Raw genomic sequence first — 21,340 nt, forward strand, 5'->3', positions numbered from 1 at the left:
CTCCTGCTTTTTATGAAATTTTGAAGATATATATGTATTTTTTTCAAGTCGTTCGGACAGTACTTTTAATTAGTTTTAACATAAAAATCGGTTAAATTAAACCCTTTCATTTAACAAAATATCAGGTTAAACTGAACGTGTCGACAAGGAAAGAACTAAACGAGCTCGTTTTTTACTCTGAAGTTAGGTTTAACCTAACTAAACTTATTAAAAAGGTGGTTTATTTATGGATCAACAAGTCTTAGATACACAAAAGTGGTTGAACAAAACTTATTCAGGTGTTGCAGGTTATCAACCTGTTAAAGAAAATGGTCTAACTGGGTGGCCAACGATTTATGCTCTACGTGAAGGATTACAACACGAAGTCGGTATCAGTCCCGTTGCTTCAGGCTTTGGTAGTGCAACTGAAGCAGGCGTAAGTAAAGTTGTCGGAAAACTAAAAGTTGGTTATTCAGGAAACTTAGTCCGTTTGGTTCAAGGGGCATTTTGGGCAAAAGGGATTTCGCCCAATGCATTTGACGGTAAATTTACTACATCTACTGAAAATGCAATCAAAGAATTGCAAAGCAATGCTGGATTAAATGCTTCAGGTACCATGACTACAGAGTTAATGAAAGCTTTGTTTGACATGAGTGCTTTTACATTAGTATTTGGTGGTAAGCCGAATATCCGTGCAATGCAACAATACTTAAATGGTCATTATCATAAGTATTTCGGAATTTTACCTTGTGACGGTATCTACCAACGAGATACTAACACAGCTCTCATCTATGCTCTTCAGGTAGAAATTGGCCTCGGTTCTGTGGCGAATGGCTATTATGGGCCTGGAACAATTAACGCCACTCCTACTTTAAATGTTGGGGCATCTGGATCAATCGTTAAAATCTTACAATATGGTCTAATGGTAAATGGTTACTATTCAGGTAATATTGACGGTCAGTTTACGTCAGCAATCGGTAGCGATATTATTGCTTTCCGTAAATTTATGAACCTTCCTCCTTACACGTCTACTGCTGACCTCACGGTTATTAAGGGCTTGCTAACCAGTAATGGTAATGTTAATCGTGATGCATCAGCTATGGATACTTCTAAGCAACTCACTGCTAGCGACGTGAATGCGTTAAAGGCTGGTGGTTATAAAGTAATTGGACGCTATTTGACCGGTTCAGTAGGTACAGGAACAGCCAAACGGAATAAGTATTTGACCCGTTCTGAAATTTCAACTATTACGAATGCTGGAATTCGCATCTTCCCTATTTATCAAGACGGTGGTTGGGATATTAGCTACTTTACCGCTGCACAAGGTGCCGCAGATGCACGTGCTGCCTCGTTAGCAGCTAGTCAGCTTGGTTTCCCTCATGGAACGACGATCTATTTCGCAGCAGATTTAGATATTGAAAATGGGAATATTGCTGGAACGGTTTTCCCTTATATCAAGGCGGTTGCAAGTCATTTATCAGGATATAAGGTTGGTATCTATGGAACTCGTAACGTTTGTTCACGAGCTACAGAAGAAACTGGTGTCGTAACTAGTTCATTTGTGGCAGACATGTCAACAGGATTTTCCGGAAACCTCGGTTTTCCAATGCCTAAGAATTGGGCCTTTGACCAATTCGTCGAATTTACATTATCCGGTATACCAGTAGATAATTTAGGCATGTCAGGTCGTGATACTGGAACGCTAGCATTTAACAAGACGATTTCTCAAAAAGAGGCCATTCGCAAAGTCACCGGAAACTTTGATATGGCATTAGACGGCCCTTCAGTATTAATGGTTAATACCCGTTATCTCACTGTTTCGGCACATGCCTCTAGCAGGATCAATACTGTTGGAGGATCTCATGCGATTAATATTACTAATGGAAAGTTCGATTCTGTTAGCATTGGTAAGGCATTAAATGTTCCAACACCATTGGTAGATGTAGCACTTCATTTCCCTGGTGTTGATTTAACCACGGATATTAGTGAAGGGGAAGTGCATATTGGCTCGATTTCTTTAAGCACTGGTAAGGTAACTATTGAAGTTGTTGTAAAGAGTTTAAAAGATGCTGTTATTGATGCAGAGTTCTCTCTAGTTTTTGACGTCTTTATTGACAAAGAACAAATCAAAACTGACTTCAAAAATGCTGTAATTGGGCTCTCTGAAGGTGCAATATTAACAATTGCTGCTTTGATAATTGTTGGATTAACTGGTTTTGCTGGCCCAGCCGGTACCACAACTGGTGTCGAAGTGGCTGGAACTATTGTAAGCTTGGCATAGCCTATTTCTGCAAATAAAGAGACTGTTTCTAGTCAATTAAAGTGATATAAATCCCATTAGTTTGAGGAAAAACTAATGGGATTTTATTATGTTCTCTAAACAAGTTAAACAAGTTCAATCATCATTTCTAAAGCTACTAATACGCCTACCGTAAGACTAGTTTTTAAGAATGTGTTGACTTCAGTCAATGACATGCTCAGCACTATTTTCTGTTGCGCCATTGTTTGTTTAATACTCTTAGCACTTTCATCATTCTTGAATAATTCCTCAGCTTTCGACAAGACATAATCCAGTGCTTTTAATAACATCTTTAGGTAAAACTTATGTAAGATATTGAAAGCCAGTAGTAACATTATAGGTACAAAGAAACTAGTAATCTTTAAATTTCTTTTTGTTACCACCACAGCTACAATCCAAATGAAAGCTAACCATTTAGTGCTTAAAGCGCCTACGGTTATAAATCTATACTTTAGTCGATCTTGTGGATGTCCCTTTAAAAATTGCTCTATTACATACTTAATAATATTTATACCATATTTTTTTTTAAAGTCTTGAATTCCTAGCCAGATTGGAGTTTTCAAATCAGCATATCCAATTTCACTTCTTTTTTCTTTTAACTGAAATAAGACAGGTACAAAACAAATAACCACTATGATTATTGCTAAATTAATTAATAAGTTTAAAAAATCCTTCATTTGATTTCCCCCGCATTTAAATAAATTCTTGCTTTAATTCGATTACAATTTCTTAAACATCATCACTTAAACAAACAAACAAAAAGAATTTTGCCACTTAACACATTTCTCAACCTGGCAAAATTCTTAATTATTTCAATCTTTGATTTTAGGATAAAATCGTTAAAACAGTTTTTATAAGTATACCACGTTGATAAAATCCCACAAATAGGCGTTATATAAACGCATTCTTCTACAGTTTTAAAGCTTAAATCGTAAGTTGTCCACTTACTGTAGCTCACACCACTGTATATTTGCTAAATCAATCTGAGTATTTTTCTCAAACACAATCTTATCCTCCACATAGCCTAAAACCTTACTTGTCTGAATGGCTGGTGCTATGCCTTGAATATCCCGATACTTTTCTTGGTAGAGCACAATTAGACCGTTTTTATATGCCTTGAATAACTTACTAGAGATGTCTTCCATATCCATTTCAGGCATCACCTTAGTACGCATCTTCTTCTGTCGATCAGTTGAATAAGAATGAACATCTTCGGTTTGATCAGATAAAAAATCTCCTTACCATTTAACCATTTCCCGTTCTTTATAATCATGTTCAAAAAAGTATCGAGTTCGTTCGATTGCCTGTACTTCATCTTCAGTTATTCCCATAATTTTCCACCCCAATAGTATCAATTTCAGATTAAGTTTAACCTAATTAAAGCGTTGTTGCAATAAAAAAGCACTCTTGAGAGAGTGCTCTAATTAATTCGATCATGATAGATTAAATGAAGAGAGTAATCGCTTTTGTTACCCAATCAGCATCTCGTGGCGATAATCCTACACGACGTAAGGCGGAATAAATAATATGATATTCAGTACCCGTAAAATGATCAATCGCCTTTAAAAGACCACTTAATCCGGTATATTGACCAATTTTACGGCGCACGCTAGCTGGTAGCTTCTTCCACACTCTTAATACCGCTTTAGCGACCGTAGTACCCCCAACAAATTCTGTCGTTGGCTTTTGGGCAGAGTTATATAAGTCGATCACTTCTTGATTAGTCATTTGTGCATAATCATAGTCATTAAAACCTGCATATTGCGTTAAAAAGGTTTTAGCTGTTTGTAATTGGGTATCAGAGGCCGTTTGTACCACCTTTGCCGGACTTTCTACCTCATCAGCATGTGCAATAACCACACCAGATGCTGGTACAGCAATACTTGAAGCTAATAACGCTAAAATAGAAAACTTGTTGAATGACTTGATGATATGTGTATACTGCATCTTACTTTCTCCTAATCGTCCTAACTATTCCAACGAATATATAGATAATCTGGCTTACAGACCAATAAAAGAGTGTTAAATAAGAGCAAATAGCAATTAAATCTGTTTTTTTAATGAAAAAGTAAATCACTAGTCCCCCTAGACCAATTACTAAAAGAAGCATATTCAGTATATTTAATGTCATTTCAGCAATACTTTTGTTGGCTGTATTTTTTTGCGTGTTATCTGATTTCATATTCATTGAAACTCCTTGTTTGTTCAGCGCTGAACAAGATCCTAGAATACACGGTCACCCATTAAGGTGCAACCTGTAAGGACATTACCCAATCCAACATTTAAACGTTTAACAAATGATTGTTTTTTGTCGGATTTAAATCGCATAAACTTTCTTCCTCAGCCATTTCCCTTCTAGCTGTGTAGCCTCAAACTCAATCATTTCACTTTTTATAAACTTTTCAAACTCTTCTAGCTGCGTGCTCCCATATCTTTGGCTATTTTTTAGTTCCGGTGAGGCTTAGTCTTCTGATTCTGTTTAGGCGTAATTTCTGTACCTGTCTATGACCCACAAGCCTGGAATGCATATTATCTTGCTGCTTAATGAAGGATACTTGGACACTAGTTTTTTTCGCTAGACTTGAATAACACGTTTTTTAAGTAATTATGCTAAGTAGTTTCTTTACTGCAAGATCATCATGCATCACCTCATTGTACCCTTTAAAGTCTTCTTAACCTTGAACCTTGATAGTAGATCTACTCCCCAGCAGATTCGCGCAGTATAAACATATGCATCTTATCTAACTATTTGTTAGTGGGATATCCAGGTGTTACACTATAAGAATAAAGGCTAAACCGAGCCTTTTTGGAGGTACTAATGGAATATTACACATTACGTGATGGATTACAACTACCCAAGATTGGTTTTGGTACTTATCAGTTAGCCGGCGCCCAAGGTGCACGGGCTGTTTCGTCTGCCATCCAACAGGGTTATCGTTTAATTGACACGGCCTATAATTATGAAAACGAAGGTGCCGTTGGTCAAGGTATCAAGGCCGCCAACATTAACCGTGCTGACCTATTAGTCACATCTAAATTGCCTGGGCGTTATTATCAAAATGGTATTGCCGCCCTTCAGGAATCCTTATATCGGAGCCAGTTAGACTATCTAGACTTGTACCTACTCCACTGGCCAAATCCCAAGCAGGATCACTATGTTGAAGCTTGGCAAACCCTGATTGACGCTCAAAAATTTGGCCTAGTACGTTCGATTGGCGTATGTAACTTTTTACCTGAACACCTAGATCGGCTTTACCAAGAAACTGGCGTACTACCAGTTATTAATCAAATTGAACTACACCCCTACTTTAATCAGGCTAACCAGCGAAGCTATGATCAACAGAAGGGAATTTTAACTGAAGATTGGAGCCCGCTCGGACGAGCTAGTACCATGTTACAGGACTCAACCTTACAAATGCTAGCTGAGAAGTATCATAAGGGGGTTGGTCAGCTCATCTTACGCTGGGAGATTCAATTAGGCACCATACCCATCCCAAAGGCAGCCACCGTACAGAATCAAATCGCCAATTTAGCGGTCTTTGATTTTAATATCAGTGATGAAGACATGCAAATCATTTCATCATTAACACAGGCTAATGGTCGGACCTTCGATCAAGACCCTGCTATTTATGAAGAATTCTAATATGTTAATACCTGCCTGATTACTAAGAAGCTATATATTATTAAAATAGGACCGACTTGCTATGATTAAGCGAGACGGTCCTATTTTTTAGTTGCTAGCCCTTTGCATTCTAACGCTACTGTTTCATCGTAATCTTAGTTTAAATCACACCATTGGATACTGTCCAAGCTCACCTGTCTATTCCTTTCAAAAACAATTTTATCATCAACATATCCCAAAACTTTACTAACTTGAAGGGGTGGCACAGTTCCTTGTATGTCTTGGGTCTTTTCTTGATACAGAACCACTAACTTATTCTTATAGGCCTTAAATAATAAACTAGCCACTTGACCTATTTCCATTTCAGGCATCAATGGCGTCGTCAAGCTAGCCTGTCGTTTAGCTGAATACGCCTGCACATCTTCTGTATGATCGGACAAATAGTAACCCTGCCACTTCACCATGCCCCGGTCCTGATAATCCCGTTCAAAAAAATGTTTCGCTCGTTCAATCGCTATGCGCCTGTCCTTATCTTTCGACACCATAGGCATTACCTCCACTGTGTCCGCCAACTAAGCCTGCCCGTTGAATCATCGTACCACCTAAGGCTAATGACGACGATTTAACCAGCGCTGTAGTTCCAAATTTATGGCGAATCTGATCCACTACCTGATCAAGCATCTGTTTCTTCACATCAATTTCTGGGTCGGTAAACAAGTCTAACTGCGTATGTCCATCTGGCTGTAACTTGCCGGCCCCCACACCAATATGACGAATAGTCTGGCCTTCATAATGCACATCAAATAATTCGTACAGGGCCGCTACAATTTTATCTGATTGATTCGTGACATCAAGTTTGATGTTGGCATGAAAACCCGCCGCTTGTTCATGCATGCTCGTCCCTAGATACAGCGATAATAAACCAGCCTCTTTATGCTGCCCCCTAAGTCTGGCCGCAATTTGCTCACCAATTTCTCGAATAACATTCTTAATTTCAGCCGGTCGATTATAATCCCTTGGTAACACCTGACTATTAGAAATACTAGCCGCTTTAGTATGATATCGTTTAGCCACCACGCTCCGATCAACCCCCCAGGCTAATGCAATCAATTCTCCTCCACGAACACCGAACTTTTCAACTAATTTATAGGGATTATACAAGGCCAAATCTTCCATTGATAAAATACCTAAGCGATTAAGCTTTTTAGCTGTTTTTTTACCGATGCTCCATACCTGGCTCAGTTCGTTCAGCGGCCATAACTTATGCGGCACATTTTCATAATGCCATTCCCCAATCAAGGTCCGATTATGTTTAGCTTCTATATCAAGCGCCAGTTTGGCCATTGTCGGGTTATCACCTATTCCCACCGTTAAATAAAGACCAAAACGTTTTTTAGCCGCTAATTGAATAATCCTAGCTAAGTCGGTCATCGTTAGCGACTGCCCATATTTAAACCGTAAGTAGGTCCAGGACGGTGTAAGGTCTAACAATGATTCATCTATTGAATAAAGATGTAAATCCTCTTCAGCGACAAATTCCCTAAAGAGGTCATTCACTTGCTTATTCATTGCAATATAGTAATTCATGCGTGGCTCAACAATCAATAAGCGAGGATCATCAGGAACATCTCGACTCCGCGTAACATTACTAATCCCTAATTCTTTTTTAGCTCGTGGTGAGGCGGCCAATACTAATCCGCCATTCGTATTTTCTTGACGACTCATGACCACCAACATGGTGGTTAATGGGTTCAACCCACGGGCCGCACATTCACAACTGGCATAAAAACTTTTAGAATCAATCATCATCACTTTTCGCCTTTGTTCATTTATACTGGCAATTTGCATTTTGACACCTCATAAAGTCTCACTTAATAATATTAAGTTTAAACTAATATCAAGCTTTATTCAATCCCTAATCAGATTGACTTATAGTATGTCTTGATTAACTAACTCGCCATGCAGGTCTTGCTCGTGATGCTTATCTTATAACAAAAAAGGAAGCAGTCAAATGACTACTTCCTTCAAGTTTCCAGTATGGGACAGCTTACTTATGATAGAGGAGGTCTTTTTCAATTTCAAAGCAGGCTTACATCTCTTAGCAAGCTTCCAAAAGAACCATCTAATCAGCCTTACCAACATCTTTTCAAAAATCACCTACTCAGGTTGTCTGCTACTTGCTGTTTACTAATGAAGCGCTTTCCTACTAACCAAACAACTAAACCTAACCAGGCTAGCCAATTCAGTAGTAAGAGCCCTTCAAAGAGGTGACCAGGCTGGTAGCTGACTGTTAAGGTATTCTCACCTACTTTGGGGGATACCTTTACTGCACCAATATCAGTTAAGCTGTAATCACCCTGGGACAATTCTCGTCCATTTAACGTTAGCTTAGTATGCCCATACTTTACAACACTAACTAAGTGTGGCTGGGTGTCCTTGCTTGACCAACGGATGATTAAGTGATTATTTTTCACCGTCTTAGTGAAGTGATTGTTTAGTACAATCTCTTTGCCACAGTCTGTATAGGATGACCCTAAAGCAGACATATTGTGTTTACTTGGTAGATAATCAGGCGTTGTCTTCCAGACTGCTTTCAGTGCTTGACCTAAATCAGGTCCTGCAAATTGATCACGCAACTGTTGACCCTGCAATCGATGGCTACCTCCATGGGGATTAGCAAACACCTGTTGACTACCCCAATGGGCTGCTGCCTTCTGCGTTACTCCTAAAGTTTTCAGTCCTGCTAACAGACTAATGATAACTAAAATGATCAACATAACATGAGCTGTATTTTCGCCGGTTACAGTCGGCCAAGGATGGGCCGTCAGTGTCAAGCCAACCCCTAACAACAAAAGTATTATAGCCGGTCCCAAAAAACGATATGGAAATTGAATCAGACCTAACGTAGGTACAAGCTCGAAGATTCGGTTCCAAGGTAGTAATTGAGTCGACAAGATAAAGAAGGCCACCCCAAGAACAGTCACAAGTTGATTAATCAAGGATAGACGGCGTCGATAACAAATAAACATCGCTAATTGACTAACCATCAAAACAGCAAAGGCCATTGATAAACGACCATCTGGTGTTAAAAACGCTACGGTTCCACTATTCATAGGATCAGGATTGAAAAAAGGTGTGATTAATTGATTAGAGCTATAAACCTCTAACATGGCGCCCCAAACATTACTGGTCAATAAAATCGTCAGACCGACTGCCAAGGCTAAGCGCTTTAGTAAAGCTCCTCGATCACTAGAACGCCACCAACCAATCACGAAGAAAATTGCCAAAATAATGACCAAGACTAGTGACGATAGGACGTGAGTTTGAATCATCAAGGTCACACTTAACGCCAATTCTAATACGTTAATTTGGTCCTGTCGTTGGCGCACCATCCGCGTGGCTGCTGCAATTCCAAGCGGCATTATGGCATTGCCCCAAGCTAAAAACTGCTGTCCTGTGACCCAGGTACTGATAGCATATGTCGTAATAAAAATAATTGCTAAGCATATACTATAGCCCCGTTTAACCCTGTTCACCCGTAATAAATAATACATAGACCCAGCCGCTACTAGGTTGATTAACCAGTCACTAACTAGTTGATACTTAAACCATGAGCCCGTTATTAATAAAATAAGGCCATTCAAATAGGCAACATAAGGACCATACAGGGCATTAACAATCCGGCCGGACTGGGAAAAGCCATACATAGAGATGAAATACTGAAAATTACCCTCTTTTATTTGCATCATGGCATCATAAAAACGATTCCAATGAAAGGTTACATCTGCACCTAAAATCAAGGCGTGCTGATTCACTTGGGGCAATAGTAAAATTCCCGAAACAAGTGCTAGTAATAGAATGGGTCCCAATTTTTGCTTAACCTTTGTCATAATTATTTAAACATGTACCTGATGACTATCATCATCACTAGCACAGTTATTCCTCCATGCTCTACCTGATTTATAATATTCTTTTTACATATTAAGGACTGAAGCCCAAAAAGGCAAGGTGCTTGACCTTTACTGAAGAAAAAATATACATTTATCTGTATTTAAACCAAAAAAGGTGGAAGTAAGTTTACTTCCGCCTTTTTCATTACACTATCTTAAACTTAATTAAGTAGACCCTACTTAATAATTTGATGAATCAAAACTGGTGGAGTTGCTTGCCTTGCAACCTCAATATTATCGTAAAGCAAGTCTTTAATTGCCGATACATCGGGCTGGTTAGCATAGATGGTCAGCAAACTTTCCCCAGTTTGTACCGGATCGCCTATCTTTTTATGTAAGGCAATCCCAACCGCATAGTCAATTTCATCTGACTTTGCTTGCCGGCCACCACCTAGCAACATTGCAGCGACTCCAATTTCATCGGCAGTTAACTTAGCAACCACCCCGCTCGTTTTTGCTGGCAACTCAATCTGATACGCCGCTTGTGGCAATAAGGTTGGGTCATCAACAACCCGGGCATCACCGCCCTGGGCAGTGATCAGCTCCTTAAACTTGGCTAAGGCAACCCCATTTTCAATAACGGCTTCTAATTTAGCTCGCGCCTCTCCTAGAGATTCTGCTTGGTGCGCCAAAACAACCATTTGACTACCCAAGGTCAAGACAAGGTCAGTGATATCATCAGGTCCTTTCCCCCTTAGAATATCAATGGACTCCTGAATTTCCAAAGCATTTCCAATCATATTACCCAGGGGTTGATTCATATCAGAAATAAGTGCCATGCATTCTAGTCCAACGTTTTGCCCAATTGAAACTAAGGCCTTAGCCAAACTAGCGGCTTCTTCCTCAGTCTTCATAAAGGCTCCGGTACCCGTTTTAACGTCCAGTACTAAAGCATCCGTACCTGAGGCAATTTTTTTACTCATGATAGAGCCTGCAATCAGGGGGATAGAATCAACCGTATCTGTTACATCCCGTAAAGCATAAATTTTTTTGTCAGCTGGGGCCACATTACCAGTAGCACCGATAATCGCCACCTTGATATCAGCCACTTGTTTTTTAAAGGCCTCCTCCGTCAATTCAACTTGAAAACCAGGAATGGCTTCTAACTTGTCTAGGGTACCACCCGTATGACCTAAGCCACGTCCAGAAATCATTGGTACAGGAATGCCTAAGGCCGCTACCATCGGTGCCAGCGGAATACTTGTTTTGTCTCCCACACCCCCCGTAGAATGCTTATCAACCTTAATTCCAGGAATGGATGACAGGTTAAGTTGATCGCCAGAATTAAGCATCTGCATAGCTAATTCTGACTGTTCTTCATCTGTCATGCCATTAAAGAAAATGGCCATTAATAAGGCACTTGCCTGATAATCAGGTATTGTACCATCTGTGTAGCCACTTACAAACGCATGTAGCTCCGCTTTTGTTAAAGCGCTTCCATTTCTCTTATGATTAATCACATCTACCATTCGCATGGTCTATCCTCCAACCCTTTCGGTTAGCGGGTAACCAAACGTTGTGCGGTTTCTACATCGGTAATCAAACAGTTCGCATACTGACCCGCTAAGGCCCCTTTAATTGCTTCGAACTTCCAACTACCACCAGCAACGAGAATAGACCGTTCCTTTTGCTTTAAGTCGGCTAGATCTATGCCCACCGTTCGATTATTGATTTGTGGAACCGCAATCTGTCCATCACGGTCAAAAAAACGTGAACATATATCACCCACCGCCCTATCTTGAATCTGAGCAATATCCATCTGATCAAAATAACCCGTTTGAAACAAAAGAGCATCGTCCCTAATCGTACCGGCTGTAAAAATCGCAATATTCGCTTGCCTACCCAAGTTTCTTAGTTTTTTAATAAATCGGTCTTGCATCACAATATCGTGTGTCGTTTGAGTTTCAAAAATAACAGGCAGGGGAAATGCATATGGACGCGTATGGAAAGCACTTCCAAATTTCATTAAAACATCCTCATCAAAAACTGGTGTCGGGGTATAAGTCACACTCCCCTTTAGTTCAACCACCCCTACGTTTTCAACTGTTTGTGGTTTCAGCGCCTTTGCTACTTCATACATCGTCTTACCCCAACTGACCCCAATTAAATCACCATTCTTAATGGTATCGGCCAGATATTGTGCAGTAAAGGCACCTAGTTGTTGGGTAACACTTTGATAATCACTACTATCAGCATAAACAACATGGGCCTCGGCCAAACCATAGACTTCCTTTAACCTCTCCTCTAGCTTGCTAACGCTGGAGTAAGGGTCGACAATCTTTATTTGTACAATGTCACTATCCTGGGCAAATTGTAGTAATCGTGAAATAGTCGGTCGTGACAAACCCAGCCGTTTAGCTATTTCTACCTGGCCGAGATGTCCCTCATAGTACATCCGGGCAACTTCTAAACTCTTTATAACCTTTTTTTCGTCTGCTAACTCACTCATATTACCTGCCTGTCCCTACTGAAAGATTGAATTAACCACTAGCTGGGCTACAAACAGTCCCGCTAAGAGATAAAGAAAGGCATGCACATCTCTTCTCTCTCCTGCGGCCACTTTGACAAGCGGATAGGCAATAAAGCCAAAAGCCAAGCCTGTTGAAATCGATCCAGTTAATGGTATTAATACCATTATTAAAAAGGAAGGAAACCAGTCTGTAAAGTCTGCAAAGTCAACCTTAGCTAATTCTTCCATCATGATTGCTCCCGTAATAATCATGACTGGGGCAATCGCTACCTGAGGAACATACTGAAGTAAGGACATTAAAAAGAGAGACAAGGTAAAACCAGTGGCAGCAGTTAAGGCAACAATACCGGTTCGACCACCACTTTCAATTCCGGCCGCACTTTCTGCTGCGGCAACCGTGGGACTGGTGCCCAAGCAACCTGAAAAGAGTGTGGATAAAGAGCTCACCTGAAAGGCCCTTTTAAACTTGGTATCATCTTGTAAGAGACCTTCTAAAATCCCCATTGATTCAAAAACTAAAATCATCGTCATCGAAAAGACTGCCAGCAGAAACTTAGGTGTTAACCCTTGTGAAAAGTCCCCTTGAAAGAGCAACTTAGAATACTGTCCAAGTTGACCTAAGTTAGCGGTCACTGTCGTTTGCTGACCAATCTTTAGGAAATGCGCCACGATGCTTGTTCCAACGATACCAATAATGAAGCTTCCCGCTGTCTTGCGTAAGAAGAGCCATAGGGTCAGACAGAGGCTAAATAAGGCTAGCGCAACTTCTGGGTTAAGCACTGAACCTGCTGCTAACAAAGCCCGTTGCCCCCCACTTTGAACTAAGCCGGCCTTTTCTAGGCCCAAAGTGACGAGAAAGAGACCGATCCCAGCTGTGATACCATTTTTAAGGGTTTGGGGAATCGTAGCCATCAAAAAGTCACTCAGTGGGGTAAAGGCAATCATAATGTAAATGATACTGCTCATTATCGATATAGCGATGGCCTCACGCCAATTTAGCCGCATCCCAACCACGAGGGTATAAGTGAAAAAGGCGTTAACACCCATACCAGGAGTGAGCACAATTGGTGCTTGGGCCCAAATGGCCATCAGCAAACAACCTAGTACCGAGGCAAAGATGGTAGCAAAAACACTTAAATTAGCTGGAATACCCGCATCCGTTAAAATCATCGGGTTGATAATCATGATGTAGGAAATTGCGAAAAAGCTCGTCAATCCAGCTAAAACTTCAGTTTTAAGACTGTCCAAAGGGGTAATAGCGTCACGTTTAATTTTCATTCTCTTCATCAGCCCTTACCACACAAAGAGACCGACAATGGCAGCTGACAGAAGTGAAACTAAAATTCCTGATAACAAGAGATAGCCAACATTCCGCGCAATCAACTCATTCTTTTCACGATTGACTAAGCCTTTAAAACAGCCAATAATCATGCCGATGGTTGAGAAATTCGCAAAGGACGTTAAGAAAACGGTCAACACCGCTTTATAATGTGGCGCAAACGTATTAACAATTTCCGTTACCTTGCCCATAACCACAAATTCATTGGTTACAAGCTTGGTTCCCATGTACTGTGCAAACTGAAAGGCCGTGCCATTATCTAGACCTAGAAGCCAGGCAAAAGGGAACATGACGATTCCTAAGATATGCTCTAGACTTAGCCAAGGATTAACCAGTCCTAATAGCTTATCCACTAGCGCTGCTAAGGCTACAAAGGCAATTACGTTGGCCGTAATAATTAAAATCAATTTTCCAGCATTAATAATTGAATCCCCTAAAAAGGAAAAGAAGGGTTCTTTTCCAGTGGTCTGGTCTTCACGGGTCACTTCCTGGGCAAAGGCTTCAGAACCAGAACCAATATCTTCCGCCCGTGCATCTTGATCAGTCAGTTTAACTATAATGTCTTCGGCTGGAGTAACGCTTACCGGATTCAACATGTTCGTAATCAAAATGGCATTCATGATATTGATTGGAATAGCGGTCAAAACGAATTGACCAGGCATCAGACTAGTATAGGAGCCAATAATCGATGCCGTTACACAACTCATAGACATCATCGCCAGCGTCAAATCACGGGCCGGCTTCATCTGCTTTAATTGAAGCGAGGAGATGGCCAGCGCCTCGGTATTCCCTAGAAACATCATTTCAACTGCAAAAAAAGACTCAAACTTAGGCTGACCAGTTACCACTGAGAGGCCCTTACCAATCCACTTAATAATCCAAGGTAATACCCCAATATAGGTCAAGATATCAAAAAGGGGAATAATCATTAAGATTGGTAATAATGCGCTGGTAACAAAGTTCATGGGCTTAGCTGCTACCCAATCAGGTAAGGCAAAGGCAATTCCTTGATACGCCACTTGAACCAATCCGTTAAAGAGATTGGAGGCTCCACCCACTAAAGTACGGCCAACAGAAAAACTAGTCAAAAACCAAGCGATTACTAAGTTAATAACTAACATGATGCTAATCGACCGCCATTTAATGGCCTGTCGGTCTTTCGAACATAAGAACCCAATGGCTAAAAACACAAATACACCAATGATATTTACTACTAAGTACATGTCACATCGCCTTCTTAACTAATAGCCGTTTCTAAAGCTACGGTAATCATGTCGTTAAATGATTTTTCACGTTCAGCGGCTGAGGTTTCTTCACCAGTCATAATATGGTTGCTAACCGTCAAGACCGCTAAAGCTCGCACGTCATACTTAGCTGCAAGGGTATATAGGGCGGCTGCTTCCATTTCAGACCCTAAAACACCATATTGAATTAACTTTTGACGGTCAATTTCATCATTATAGAAGCGATCTTCAGATAAAATATTGCCGACCTTAACCGGAATCTCTTGGTGTTTAGCAGCTCGATAGGCAGCCAAGAGCAAGTCAAAGTTCCCCGTTGGCGCATAATAGATATCGCGGCCAAATGTATTCCGAATGAAGGACGAATCAGTGCTGGCAGCTTGGGCAATCAACACATCCCGTACCTTAACAGCCGGACTCATTCCCCCACATGTTCCAACCCGCAATAAGGTTTTAGCTCCAAAATCATTAATCAATTCATTAACATAAATTGAAATCGACGGAATACCCATGCCACTGGCCTGAACAGAAACTGGGTGTCCCTTGTAAAATCCGGTATAGCCAAAGGCATTGCGGACCGTGTTATATTGGCTAACATCATCTAAAAAGGTTTCCGCAATATATTTAGCTCGCAGAGGGTCACCTGGTAATAAGACTGCTTCAGCCACTGCCCCCCGTTTTGCTCCAATATGTGTACTCATTTTATTTCTCCTTTACCAAGGTGGCCAAAAAACTTTGTCCCGCGCCATTACCAGTTACCCCAAAGTTATCTAAAATTGTGGCTCCTAAGTCTGCATAGGTTGATCGTGTTCCTAATGACTGACCTTCCTCATTACTTGGCGTATAAGCTAATAAGGGAACATATTCACGAGTATGGTCGGTTCCCTTAAATCCAGGATCGTTACCATGATCAGCCGTAATCATGAGTAAATCATCACCCTTCAGCTGCCCTAATAAGTTCCCTAGGTCTCTATCAAAGGCCATCAAGGCTTCACCATAGCCTTTTGGATCACGCCGGTGCCCATACATCGCATCAAAATCAACCAAGTTAGTAAAACTAAGCCCCGTAAAATCACGTTCAGTATTCGCAATGGTCTCTTCCATCCCATTGGTATTGCTAGTTGTATGCACGCCAGAAGTAATTCCCTGGCCGGAAAAGATGTCATTAATCTTACCAACCGCTAAAACATCATAACCAGCTTGCTTTAACCGATCCAAATCCGTTGCACTAGTTGGTGGTAAAGCATAATCGCGCCGATCTGACGTCCGCTTAAAGTCAGTCGCTTGCTTTCCCTCATAAGGACGGGCAATGATGCGTCCAATGCGATATGGCTGATCAATAGTCAACGAACGAACGTATTCACAAATTCGGTATAGCTCTGCCAAGGGAATGACGGCTGTATTGGCGGCAATTTGTAAAACAGAATCTCCCGAGGTATAGACAATCAAAGCCCCGGTTTTTAGCTGTTCTTCACCATAGTCGCGAATTACCTCTGTACCGGAATAAGGCTTATTCACAATCACTGATCGGCCACTAAAGTCCTCAATTTGATCAATCAAGGCTTGCGGAAAACCATTTGGGAAGAAACCCAGGGGCTCCTTAACTGGCACGCCCATCATCTCCCAATGACCGTCCATACTATCCTTACCTACAGATTGTTCCTGCATCTTGCCATAAAAACCACTGGGTTCTGCTTGTGCGACTACTCCAGGAATGGGTTGCATACTACGAATGTTACCTAATCCCAACCGTTGTAAATTAGGTAAATGTAACTTTCCCTGCCAGGCTTGACCAATGTGACCGAGCGTATCAGCTCCTTCGTCATCAAAGGTGGCGGCATCCTGAGCTGCACCAATGCCAACTGAATCAATGACAATTGTAAATACCCGTTTAAATTGCATGTTACTATCCTCCTAAAAGCCTCAACGTGATTCCATTAACTATTCATAATTTTGACGCCCGAACTAGCTCCCAGTCGCGTTGCCCCCGCATCAATTAAGGCTTCGGCATCAGCCTTACTATGAATACCACCAGAAGCCTTAACTCCTAGTCGATTGCCAACGGTCTGGCGCATGAGCTTAATATCAGCTACCGTGGCCCCAGCTGTTGAAAAACCAGTTGAAGTCTTCACAAAATCAGCTCCCGCTTTTTCTGCTAACTCACAGGCCTGAACCTTTTCTGCATCCGTTAACAAAGCCGTTTCAATAATCACCTTCAATAGCTTGTCGGCCGCATGGGCAGCCTTAGCCACTGCAGCGATATCAGCTTCAACAACCTCATCATGGCCCGCCTTGAGTTCACCAATGTTGATTACCATGTCAACTTCTGTGGCGCCATTTTTAAGAGCATCTTCTGTTTCAAAAACCTTAGTGGCCGTGGTAGTCGCCCCCAAGGGGAAGCCAATAACGGTTACGGTATTAATATCGGTTCCCTGTAGTTGGTTAGCAACGTATCTTACCCAATATGGGTTCACCACCACGGATGCAAAATCGTACTTAATCGCTTCTTGAATAATTTGATTAACTTCTGCCTCTTGTGCGTCAGCTGCTAAAATTGTGTGATCGATATACTTTGCTAATGTCATAGTTTTATCTCCTCAATAATCGGTAGTGTATGTGAGCGCTTACATTTATTGTTAACGCTTACATATTACCGCTTATTTGAATTTTTGTAAACTTAGACTTTGAAAGAATGTAAAATCAGCCAGCAAAAAAGGGCTCATATCAGAAATATGAGCCCTTTTCATCATGTTAATTCAAACGTTCCTTAATCGCATCAATAATTCGTTGAGCTGCTCGCCCGTCCCCATAAGGATTTTTGGCTGCGGCCATGTGCGCATATAGTTGCTGATCCAGCAGTAAGTCTTCCATCGCTGCTTGAACGCCTTGGTAGTCCCTACCAACGAGGCGTAATGTACCTGCTTTAACCCCTTCTGGCCGTTCCGTTTTATCTCGCAAAACTAATACTGGTTTATTTAAGGCAGGTGCCTCTTCTTGCACACCACCTGAATCGGTCATAATAAAGTAACTGCGGGCCATTAAATTATGAAAGTCAACTACATTCAAAGGGGCCGTCAAATGTATTCGGCTTTGCTCATCAAACACTTCATGCGCCACCCTTTGCACGGCAGGATTTAAGTGCACCGGATAAACAACGTGTAAATCTGGATGTCGACTGACAACATTGCGGATAGCCCGGAACACATTTTCCATTGGGTTACCCAGATTTTCCCTTCGATGCATCGTTAGTAAAATAATTCGATCATCGGATGGGATAGTTGATAGGACAGGATGCTGATAGGTTTGCTGTACCGTGTAATTCAACGCATCAATTGCTGTATTACCCGTAACATAGATGTCTTTACTAGCCACATGTTCGTAGAGCAAATTCTCCCGGCTTGAACTTGTCGGCGCAAAATATAAGGAAGCCATTCTATCAGTTAACTGTCGATTTAATTCTTCTGGAAATGGGGCCGTTACATCCCAGGTTCTTAATCCGGCCTCAACATGCCCAAGCGGCACATGCTGGTAAAAAGCCGCTAAGCTAGCTGCTAGGGTTGAAGTCGTATCACCATGCACTAGCACCATGTCGGAGGTTTCCGCTACTATTATGCTTTCTAACCTCTCCAACACTCGGGCAGTAATCGCTGTTAACGTTTGATTTGGTTCCATTACATTTAAGTTATAATCTGCTGTGATTCCAAATATGTCCAATACTGGCGTTAGCATCTCTTTGTGTTGCCCAGTCAGAACAGTAATTTCCTTAATCGTAGGATCTGCCTTGAGCCCCCGTACAATTGGGGCCATCTTAATGGCTTCTGGACGTGTACCAAATACCGTCATAATACGTTTCACTGTGTAATTCCTCCAAATACGGCTAAGGTCGTCAACGTTGCATCATAATAATGATCCGCTTGAATTGGTTTATGAAAGATGTACGATTGGCTTTGAAAAAGACCATCATAGCCACTTTGCTTGTTAGCATCAGCAGCATAAAAAATTGGTGCACTAAAAGCACGAGACTGATACTTCGTTAAGGGTTTCCCTTGCAAACTGTAACCCGCTGTGACATAGCCTTGCCTTTGAAAAAAATGCATCATTTTGGCTACTATTTTTTTAGCCCGTGGATCATTACTTGAAGCCAGCATCATGGGTACCCGACAAGCATTACTCCCATAATAGCCATCCCATGCAGTTGCGACACTATGAGCCTTGGCTGGTCGAACCGACAAACCATCCACCCGCGCAAAGTCAGGGACTAAGCCGCTTTTATGCTGCTGACTCAGTGTTTCTAACTTAGACAGCATACTGTCATTGAGCTTATCCCAACGGTTATCATGACTAGTTACAGCTAGCTTTGTAAAGACCAGCGGCATCACATCAGAAGTACGCATCAGGTGATAAGCTGAGTCATCCGGGGTCGCCCAGGTGCTAACCGTTAGCATATTTTCTCCAGGATTATATTCATATTTTAAAATATCATCTGCTAGGTTTTTAGCTAAGTGCTTATAGAAGCCCTGCCGCTGAGGCCACGTATTGGCCGCTGTTATCAAAGCATCTGCAATGGTTAAATCACCATCGGTAGCACTCTGATTTTCCGAATGCCACTGTCCTTGATGATCACGCCTTTGTCGCCAAGACATTAAGGATGTTTCCCGGTGGTTCACTGTCAGTCGGTGGTCCAAATAATAGTTGACTAAACGATCAAAATCTTTTTTTGAAGCCCAACCTTTTGCACCCGCTTGAGCTACAATTTGCATTCCGTAGCCCTGACCTTCTGATAAGGCTGTCGCCTGATTTACGGGACCCGTATTTACAAATTGCTGATGCGCACTTTGGTCCTTAACATATTCATATCGCCAGGCTTGATAAGTCTGAAATTCAATCATGGTTGGATTGCTAAGGCGAAACATGACTAAAATACCGATGTAAACACCGATGATGACAAAAATAAGTACCCACTTGGTTTTACTAACTTCCAAAAGCGATTCCTCCTATTAATTCAATCTATGAAGCGTTTCGTCTTAACCCAATGAGTCTGGTCACGCTTTAATAGTTTATCCGCTAACATCTGCAAAAGTGCATGTAAAGAAACCACAATAAATAACTGGGAATAAGTAAAGTAAGAAAGTAACGATAACCATATTTGTCCCGTTGTCGCTTGACCATATTGGGTTGCCATGGCGATATTTATTTGTAACATATATAAGATAACCATCAAGACCCAGTTCAGTAAAAGAACCTGCATCATATATATATTTGACTGATCTAAAGCAAATGGTAGTTTAAGTGTTGGGTTAAAAAATGCTAGACACCAACAGGTAAAATTGATTAAAAAAATAAAATTCGACAGAATAATCGCTGCATTAAACCAAAAATAAGTGCACGTATAATAAATGACCTCTAACTTAACCCGCCAATTTGTATGATCAAAAAGATGCTTATCATTCAACAACACAACTTGATAGTTTCCCTTTGCCCATCGTAACCGTTGATAATAGTAATCACGCAAATGCTCCGGTTCCTGTTGAAAAGCCTCCGAATTATAAGCTAATGCAATTAACTTGCCAGTTTGCATAATTTTAAATGAAATATCAGTATCTTCTGTTAACGCCCCTAGCCGCCAGCCGCCAATTTGCTGGACAAAGTCACGTTGAACAATAAAATTTGTTCCTGGAATCCGACCAATTCGAAACATTTCCCAGGTTGCAATGTGTTGAATCCGCTGCGTTACAATAATCTCCTGGTTAATGCAGCGCGTTAAAAAATTTTGCTTAGCATTGCGCGTTTTGTTACGCCCGAATGCTGCCACATACCTTTTTGGATCCTCTAAAATCTTTTTTACTAGGAAATATAGTGCGTTTGCCTCAGGCATTGCATCAGCATCATATACTGCAATATATTCACCGCGGGCAATTTTTAAGGCATCATTTAACACACCCGCCTTTCCACCAGTCCCCTGGCGGTTAATGATTTTCACTTGGCGACTAGCATAAAGGGGGTGACTGACGACTTCTTTCATCACTGCCGTCGTATCATCAGTTGAATTATCTGAATAGAGTAATAGTTCTATTTTGTCACTAGGATAATTAAGTCTTAATAAGGCCTTTACCGTCTCTCCGATAACTAGCGCCTCATTATGAGCTGGAACAACAATAGATACTGTCGGATAGCGGCGTAAAGTCGCTATGCGCACTCTTGTTTGGCTATTTTTCAGCCAAAATTTCACTGCTCCCGCCAAAGTAAACATACCTAGTAAGATTGATAGCCATATGCTCAGTAAAGTGACTGCCATTAATATTTCTGTTGTCATCATTACTGCCTTTTCTCCTGATTGTTTAACTGCCGTTTCGTTTGTTCCGTTCGAAAATATATCAACGCCAAACTAATTAGAAAACCGACTATTAAACAAAAAAAGACAGTGGTTACTACCATGGCAA

18 protein-coding genes are annotated in these 21,340 nt (G+C 41.2%); 2 read left to right on the forward strand and 16 right to left on the reverse strand.

Going from position 1 to position 21,340, the window contains the following annotated elements; all coding sequences use genetic code 11:
- The first annotated feature begins 226 nt into the window (after positions 1-226).
- Positions 227-2,260 (forward strand): glycoside hydrolase domain-containing protein, encoded by a 2,034-nt coding sequence (locus G414_RS07030; protein WP_022790975.1) that lies wholly within the window; start codon positions 227-229, stop codon positions 2,258-2,260.
- 104 nt (positions 2,261-2,364) lie between these two features.
- Here the strand turns inward: G414_RS07030 and G414_RS0100870 are convergent, their stop codons facing one another.
- The 3 genes from G414_RS0100870 to G414_RS07460 all read right to left on the reverse strand — a co-directional run bounded on the left by G414_RS0100870 (position 2,365) and on the right by G414_RS07460 (position 4,225).
- Positions 2,365-2,955, reverse strand: coding sequence for a hypothetical protein (locus G414_RS0100870; protein WP_022790976.1), 591 nt, complete (start codon positions 2,953-2,955; stop codon positions 2,365-2,367).
- Positions 2,956-3,222: 267 nt separating this feature from the next.
- A complete protein-coding gene (locus G414_RS0100875; RefSeq protein WP_022790977.1) occupies positions 3,223-3,429 on the reverse strand; it encodes a hypothetical protein in 207 nt (68 codons plus the stop codon).
- A gap of 292 nt (positions 3,430-3,721) precedes the next feature.
- Positions 3,722-4,225 (reverse strand): hypothetical protein, encoded by a 504-nt coding sequence (locus tag G414_RS07460; RefSeq protein ID WP_022790979.1) that lies wholly within the window; start codon positions 4,223-4,225, stop codon positions 3,722-3,724.
- Positions 4,226-5,096: 871 nt separating this feature from the next.
- On the opposite strand from G414_RS07460, the gene G414_RS0100895 reads away from it, so the two are divergent.
- A complete protein-coding gene (locus tag G414_RS0100895; RefSeq protein WP_022790981.1) occupies positions 5,097-5,921 on the forward strand; it encodes an aldo/keto reductase in 825 nt (274 codons plus the stop codon).
- Between the two features lie 134 nt (positions 5,922-6,055).
- Here G414_RS0100895 and G414_RS07465 read toward each other — a convergent pair whose 3' ends face one another.
- The 13 genes from G414_RS07465 to G414_RS0100960 all read right to left on the reverse strand — a co-directional run bounded on the left by G414_RS07465 (position 6,056) and on the right by G414_RS0100960 (position 21,213).
- On the reverse strand, positions 6,056-6,445 hold the full coding sequence (locus tag G414_RS07465) for a hypothetical protein (RefSeq protein WP_022790982.1): 390 nt from the start codon (positions 6,443-6,445) through the stop codon (positions 6,056-6,058).
- A complete protein-coding gene (locus G414_RS0100905; protein ID WP_022790983.1) occupies positions 6,429-7,748 on the reverse strand; it encodes a Y-family DNA polymerase in 1,320 nt (439 codons plus the stop codon). Before G414_RS0100905 ends, G414_RS07465 begins: the two co-directional genes overlap by 17 nt.
- Positions 7,749-8,053: 305 nt before the next feature.
- Entirely contained in the window at positions 8,054-9,790 is a 1,737-nt protein-coding gene (locus G414_RS0100910) for a hypothetical protein (protein ID WP_022790984.1), read from the reverse strand.
- Between the two features lie 236 nt (positions 9,791-10,026).
- Entirely contained in the window at positions 10,027-11,325 is a 1,299-nt protein-coding gene (locus G414_RS0100915) for a pyrimidine-nucleoside phosphorylase (protein ID WP_022790985.1), read from the reverse strand.
- A gap of 23 nt (positions 11,326-11,348) precedes the next feature.
- Positions 11,349-12,299: a sugar-binding transcriptional regulator gene (locus G414_RS0100920; RefSeq protein WP_022790986.1), complete on the reverse strand. Its 951-nt coding sequence runs from the start codon at positions 12,297-12,299 to the stop codon at positions 11,349-11,351.
- Between the two features lie 15 nt (positions 12,300-12,314).
- Entirely contained in the window at positions 12,315-13,607 is a 1,293-nt protein-coding gene (locus G414_RS0100925; protein ID WP_040761363.1) for an NCS2 family permease, read from the reverse strand.
- 6 nt (positions 13,608-13,613) lie between these two features.
- The gene (locus tag G414_RS0100930; protein WP_022790988.1) at positions 13,614-14,882 is read right to left on the reverse strand and encodes a NupC/NupG family nucleoside CNT transporter; all 1,269 of its coding nucleotides are present in this window, start codon (positions 14,880-14,882) and stop codon (positions 13,614-13,616) included.
- 14 nt (positions 14,883-14,896) lie between these two features.
- Complete coding sequence (gene deoD / locus G414_RS0100935) at positions 14,897-15,601, reverse strand: purine-nucleoside phosphorylase (protein WP_022790989.1); 705 nt, start codon at positions 15,599-15,601, stop codon at positions 14,897-14,899.
- A gap of 1 nt (position 15,602) precedes the next feature.
- A complete protein-coding gene (locus G414_RS0100940) occupies positions 15,603-16,802 on the reverse strand; it encodes a phosphopentomutase (protein ID WP_022790990.1) in 1,200 nt (399 codons plus the stop codon).
- Positions 16,803-16,837: 35 nt separating this feature from the next.
- On the reverse strand, positions 16,838-17,485 hold the full coding sequence (gene deoC / locus G414_RS0100945; protein ID WP_022790991.1) for a deoxyribose-phosphate aldolase: 648 nt from the start codon (positions 17,483-17,485) through the stop codon (positions 16,838-16,840).
- A gap of 166 nt (positions 17,486-17,651) precedes the next feature.
- Positions 17,652-18,743 carry a non-hydrolyzing UDP-N-acetylglucosamine 2-epimerase gene (gene wecB / locus G414_RS0100950; protein WP_040761425.1) on the reverse strand — a complete coding sequence of 364 codons (1,092 nt, stop codon included), beginning with the start codon at positions 18,741-18,743 and terminating at the stop codon, positions 17,652-17,654.
- Positions 18,744-18,751: 8 nt separating this feature from the next.
- Positions 18,752-19,882: a glycosyl hydrolase family 8 gene (locus G414_RS0100955; protein ID WP_022790993.1), complete on the reverse strand. Its 1,131-nt coding sequence runs from the start codon at positions 19,880-19,882 to the stop codon at positions 18,752-18,754.
- 20 nt (positions 19,883-19,902) lie between these two features.
- On the reverse strand, positions 19,903-21,213 hold the full coding sequence (locus G414_RS0100960; protein WP_027694469.1) for a glycosyltransferase family 2 protein: 1,311 nt from the start codon (positions 21,211-21,213) through the stop codon (positions 19,903-19,905).
- Positions 21,214-21,340: the final 127 nt, after the last annotated feature.

Source organism: Weissella halotolerans DSM 20190 (assembly GCF_000420365.1).
GTDB classification, from domain to species: Bacteria; Bacillota; Bacilli; order Lactobacillales; family Lactobacillaceae; genus Weissella; species Weissella halotolerans.

Coding starts and splice junctions, on each gene's coding strand:
- G414_RS0100905 (WP_022790983.1), bottom strand. CDS start 7,748: ATGCAAATTGCCAGTATAAATGAACAAAGGCGAAAAGTGATGATGATT.
- G414_RS0100915 (WP_022790985.1), bottom strand. CDS start 11,325: ATGCGAATGGTAGATGTGATTAATCATAAGAGAAATGGAAGCGCTTTA.
- deoD (WP_022790989.1), bottom strand. CDS start 15,601: ATGAGTACACATATTGGAGCAAAACGGGGGGCAGTGGCTGAAGCAGTC.
- G414_RS0100960 (WP_027694469.1), bottom strand. CDS start 21,213: ATGACAACAGAAATATTAATGGCAGTCACTTTACTGAGCATATGGCTA.
- G414_RS0100895 (WP_022790981.1), top strand. CDS start 5,097: ATGGAATATTACACATTACGTGATGGATTACAACTACCCAAGATTGGT.
- G414_RS0100925 (WP_040761363.1), bottom strand. CDS start 13,607: ATGAAGAGAATGAAAATTAAACGTGACGCTATTACCCCTTTGGACAGT.
- deoC (WP_022790991.1), bottom strand. CDS start 17,485: ATGACATTAGCAAAGTATATCGATCACACAATTTTAGCAGCTGACGCA.
- G414_RS07030 (WP_022790975.1), top strand. CDS start 227: ATGGATCAACAAGTCTTAGATACACAAAAGTGGTTGAACAAAACTTAT.
- G414_RS07465 (WP_022790982.1), bottom strand. CDS start 6,445: ATGGTGTCGAAAGATAAGGACAGGCGCATAGCGATTGAACGAGCGAAA.
- G414_RS0100870 (WP_022790976.1), bottom strand. CDS start 2,955: ATGAAGGATTTTTTAAACTTATTAATTAATTTAGCAATAATCATAGTG.
- G414_RS0100920 (WP_022790986.1), bottom strand. CDS start 12,299: ATGAGTGAGTTAGCAGACGAAAAAAAGGTTATAAAGAGTTTAGAAGTT.
- G414_RS0100930 (WP_022790988.1), bottom strand. CDS start 14,882: ATGTACTTAGTAGTAAATATCATTGGTGTATTTGTGTTTTTAGCCATT.
- G414_RS0100940 (WP_022790990.1), bottom strand. CDS start 16,802: ATGCAATTTAAACGGGTATTTACAATTGTCATTGATTCAGTTGGCATT.
- G414_RS07460 (WP_022790979.1), bottom strand. CDS start 4,225: ATGCAGTATACACATATCATCAAGTCATTCAACAAGTTTTCTATTTTA.
- wecB (WP_040761425.1), bottom strand. CDS start 18,743: ATGACGGTATTTGGTACACGTCCAGAAGCCATTAAGATGGCCCCAATT.
- G414_RS0100910 (WP_022790984.1), bottom strand. CDS start 9,790: ATGACAAAGGTTAAGCAAAAATTGGGACCCATTCTATTACTAGCACTT.
- G414_RS0100875 (WP_022790977.1), bottom strand. CDS start 3,429: ATGGATATGGAAGACATCTCTAGTAAGTTATTCAAGGCATATAAAAAC.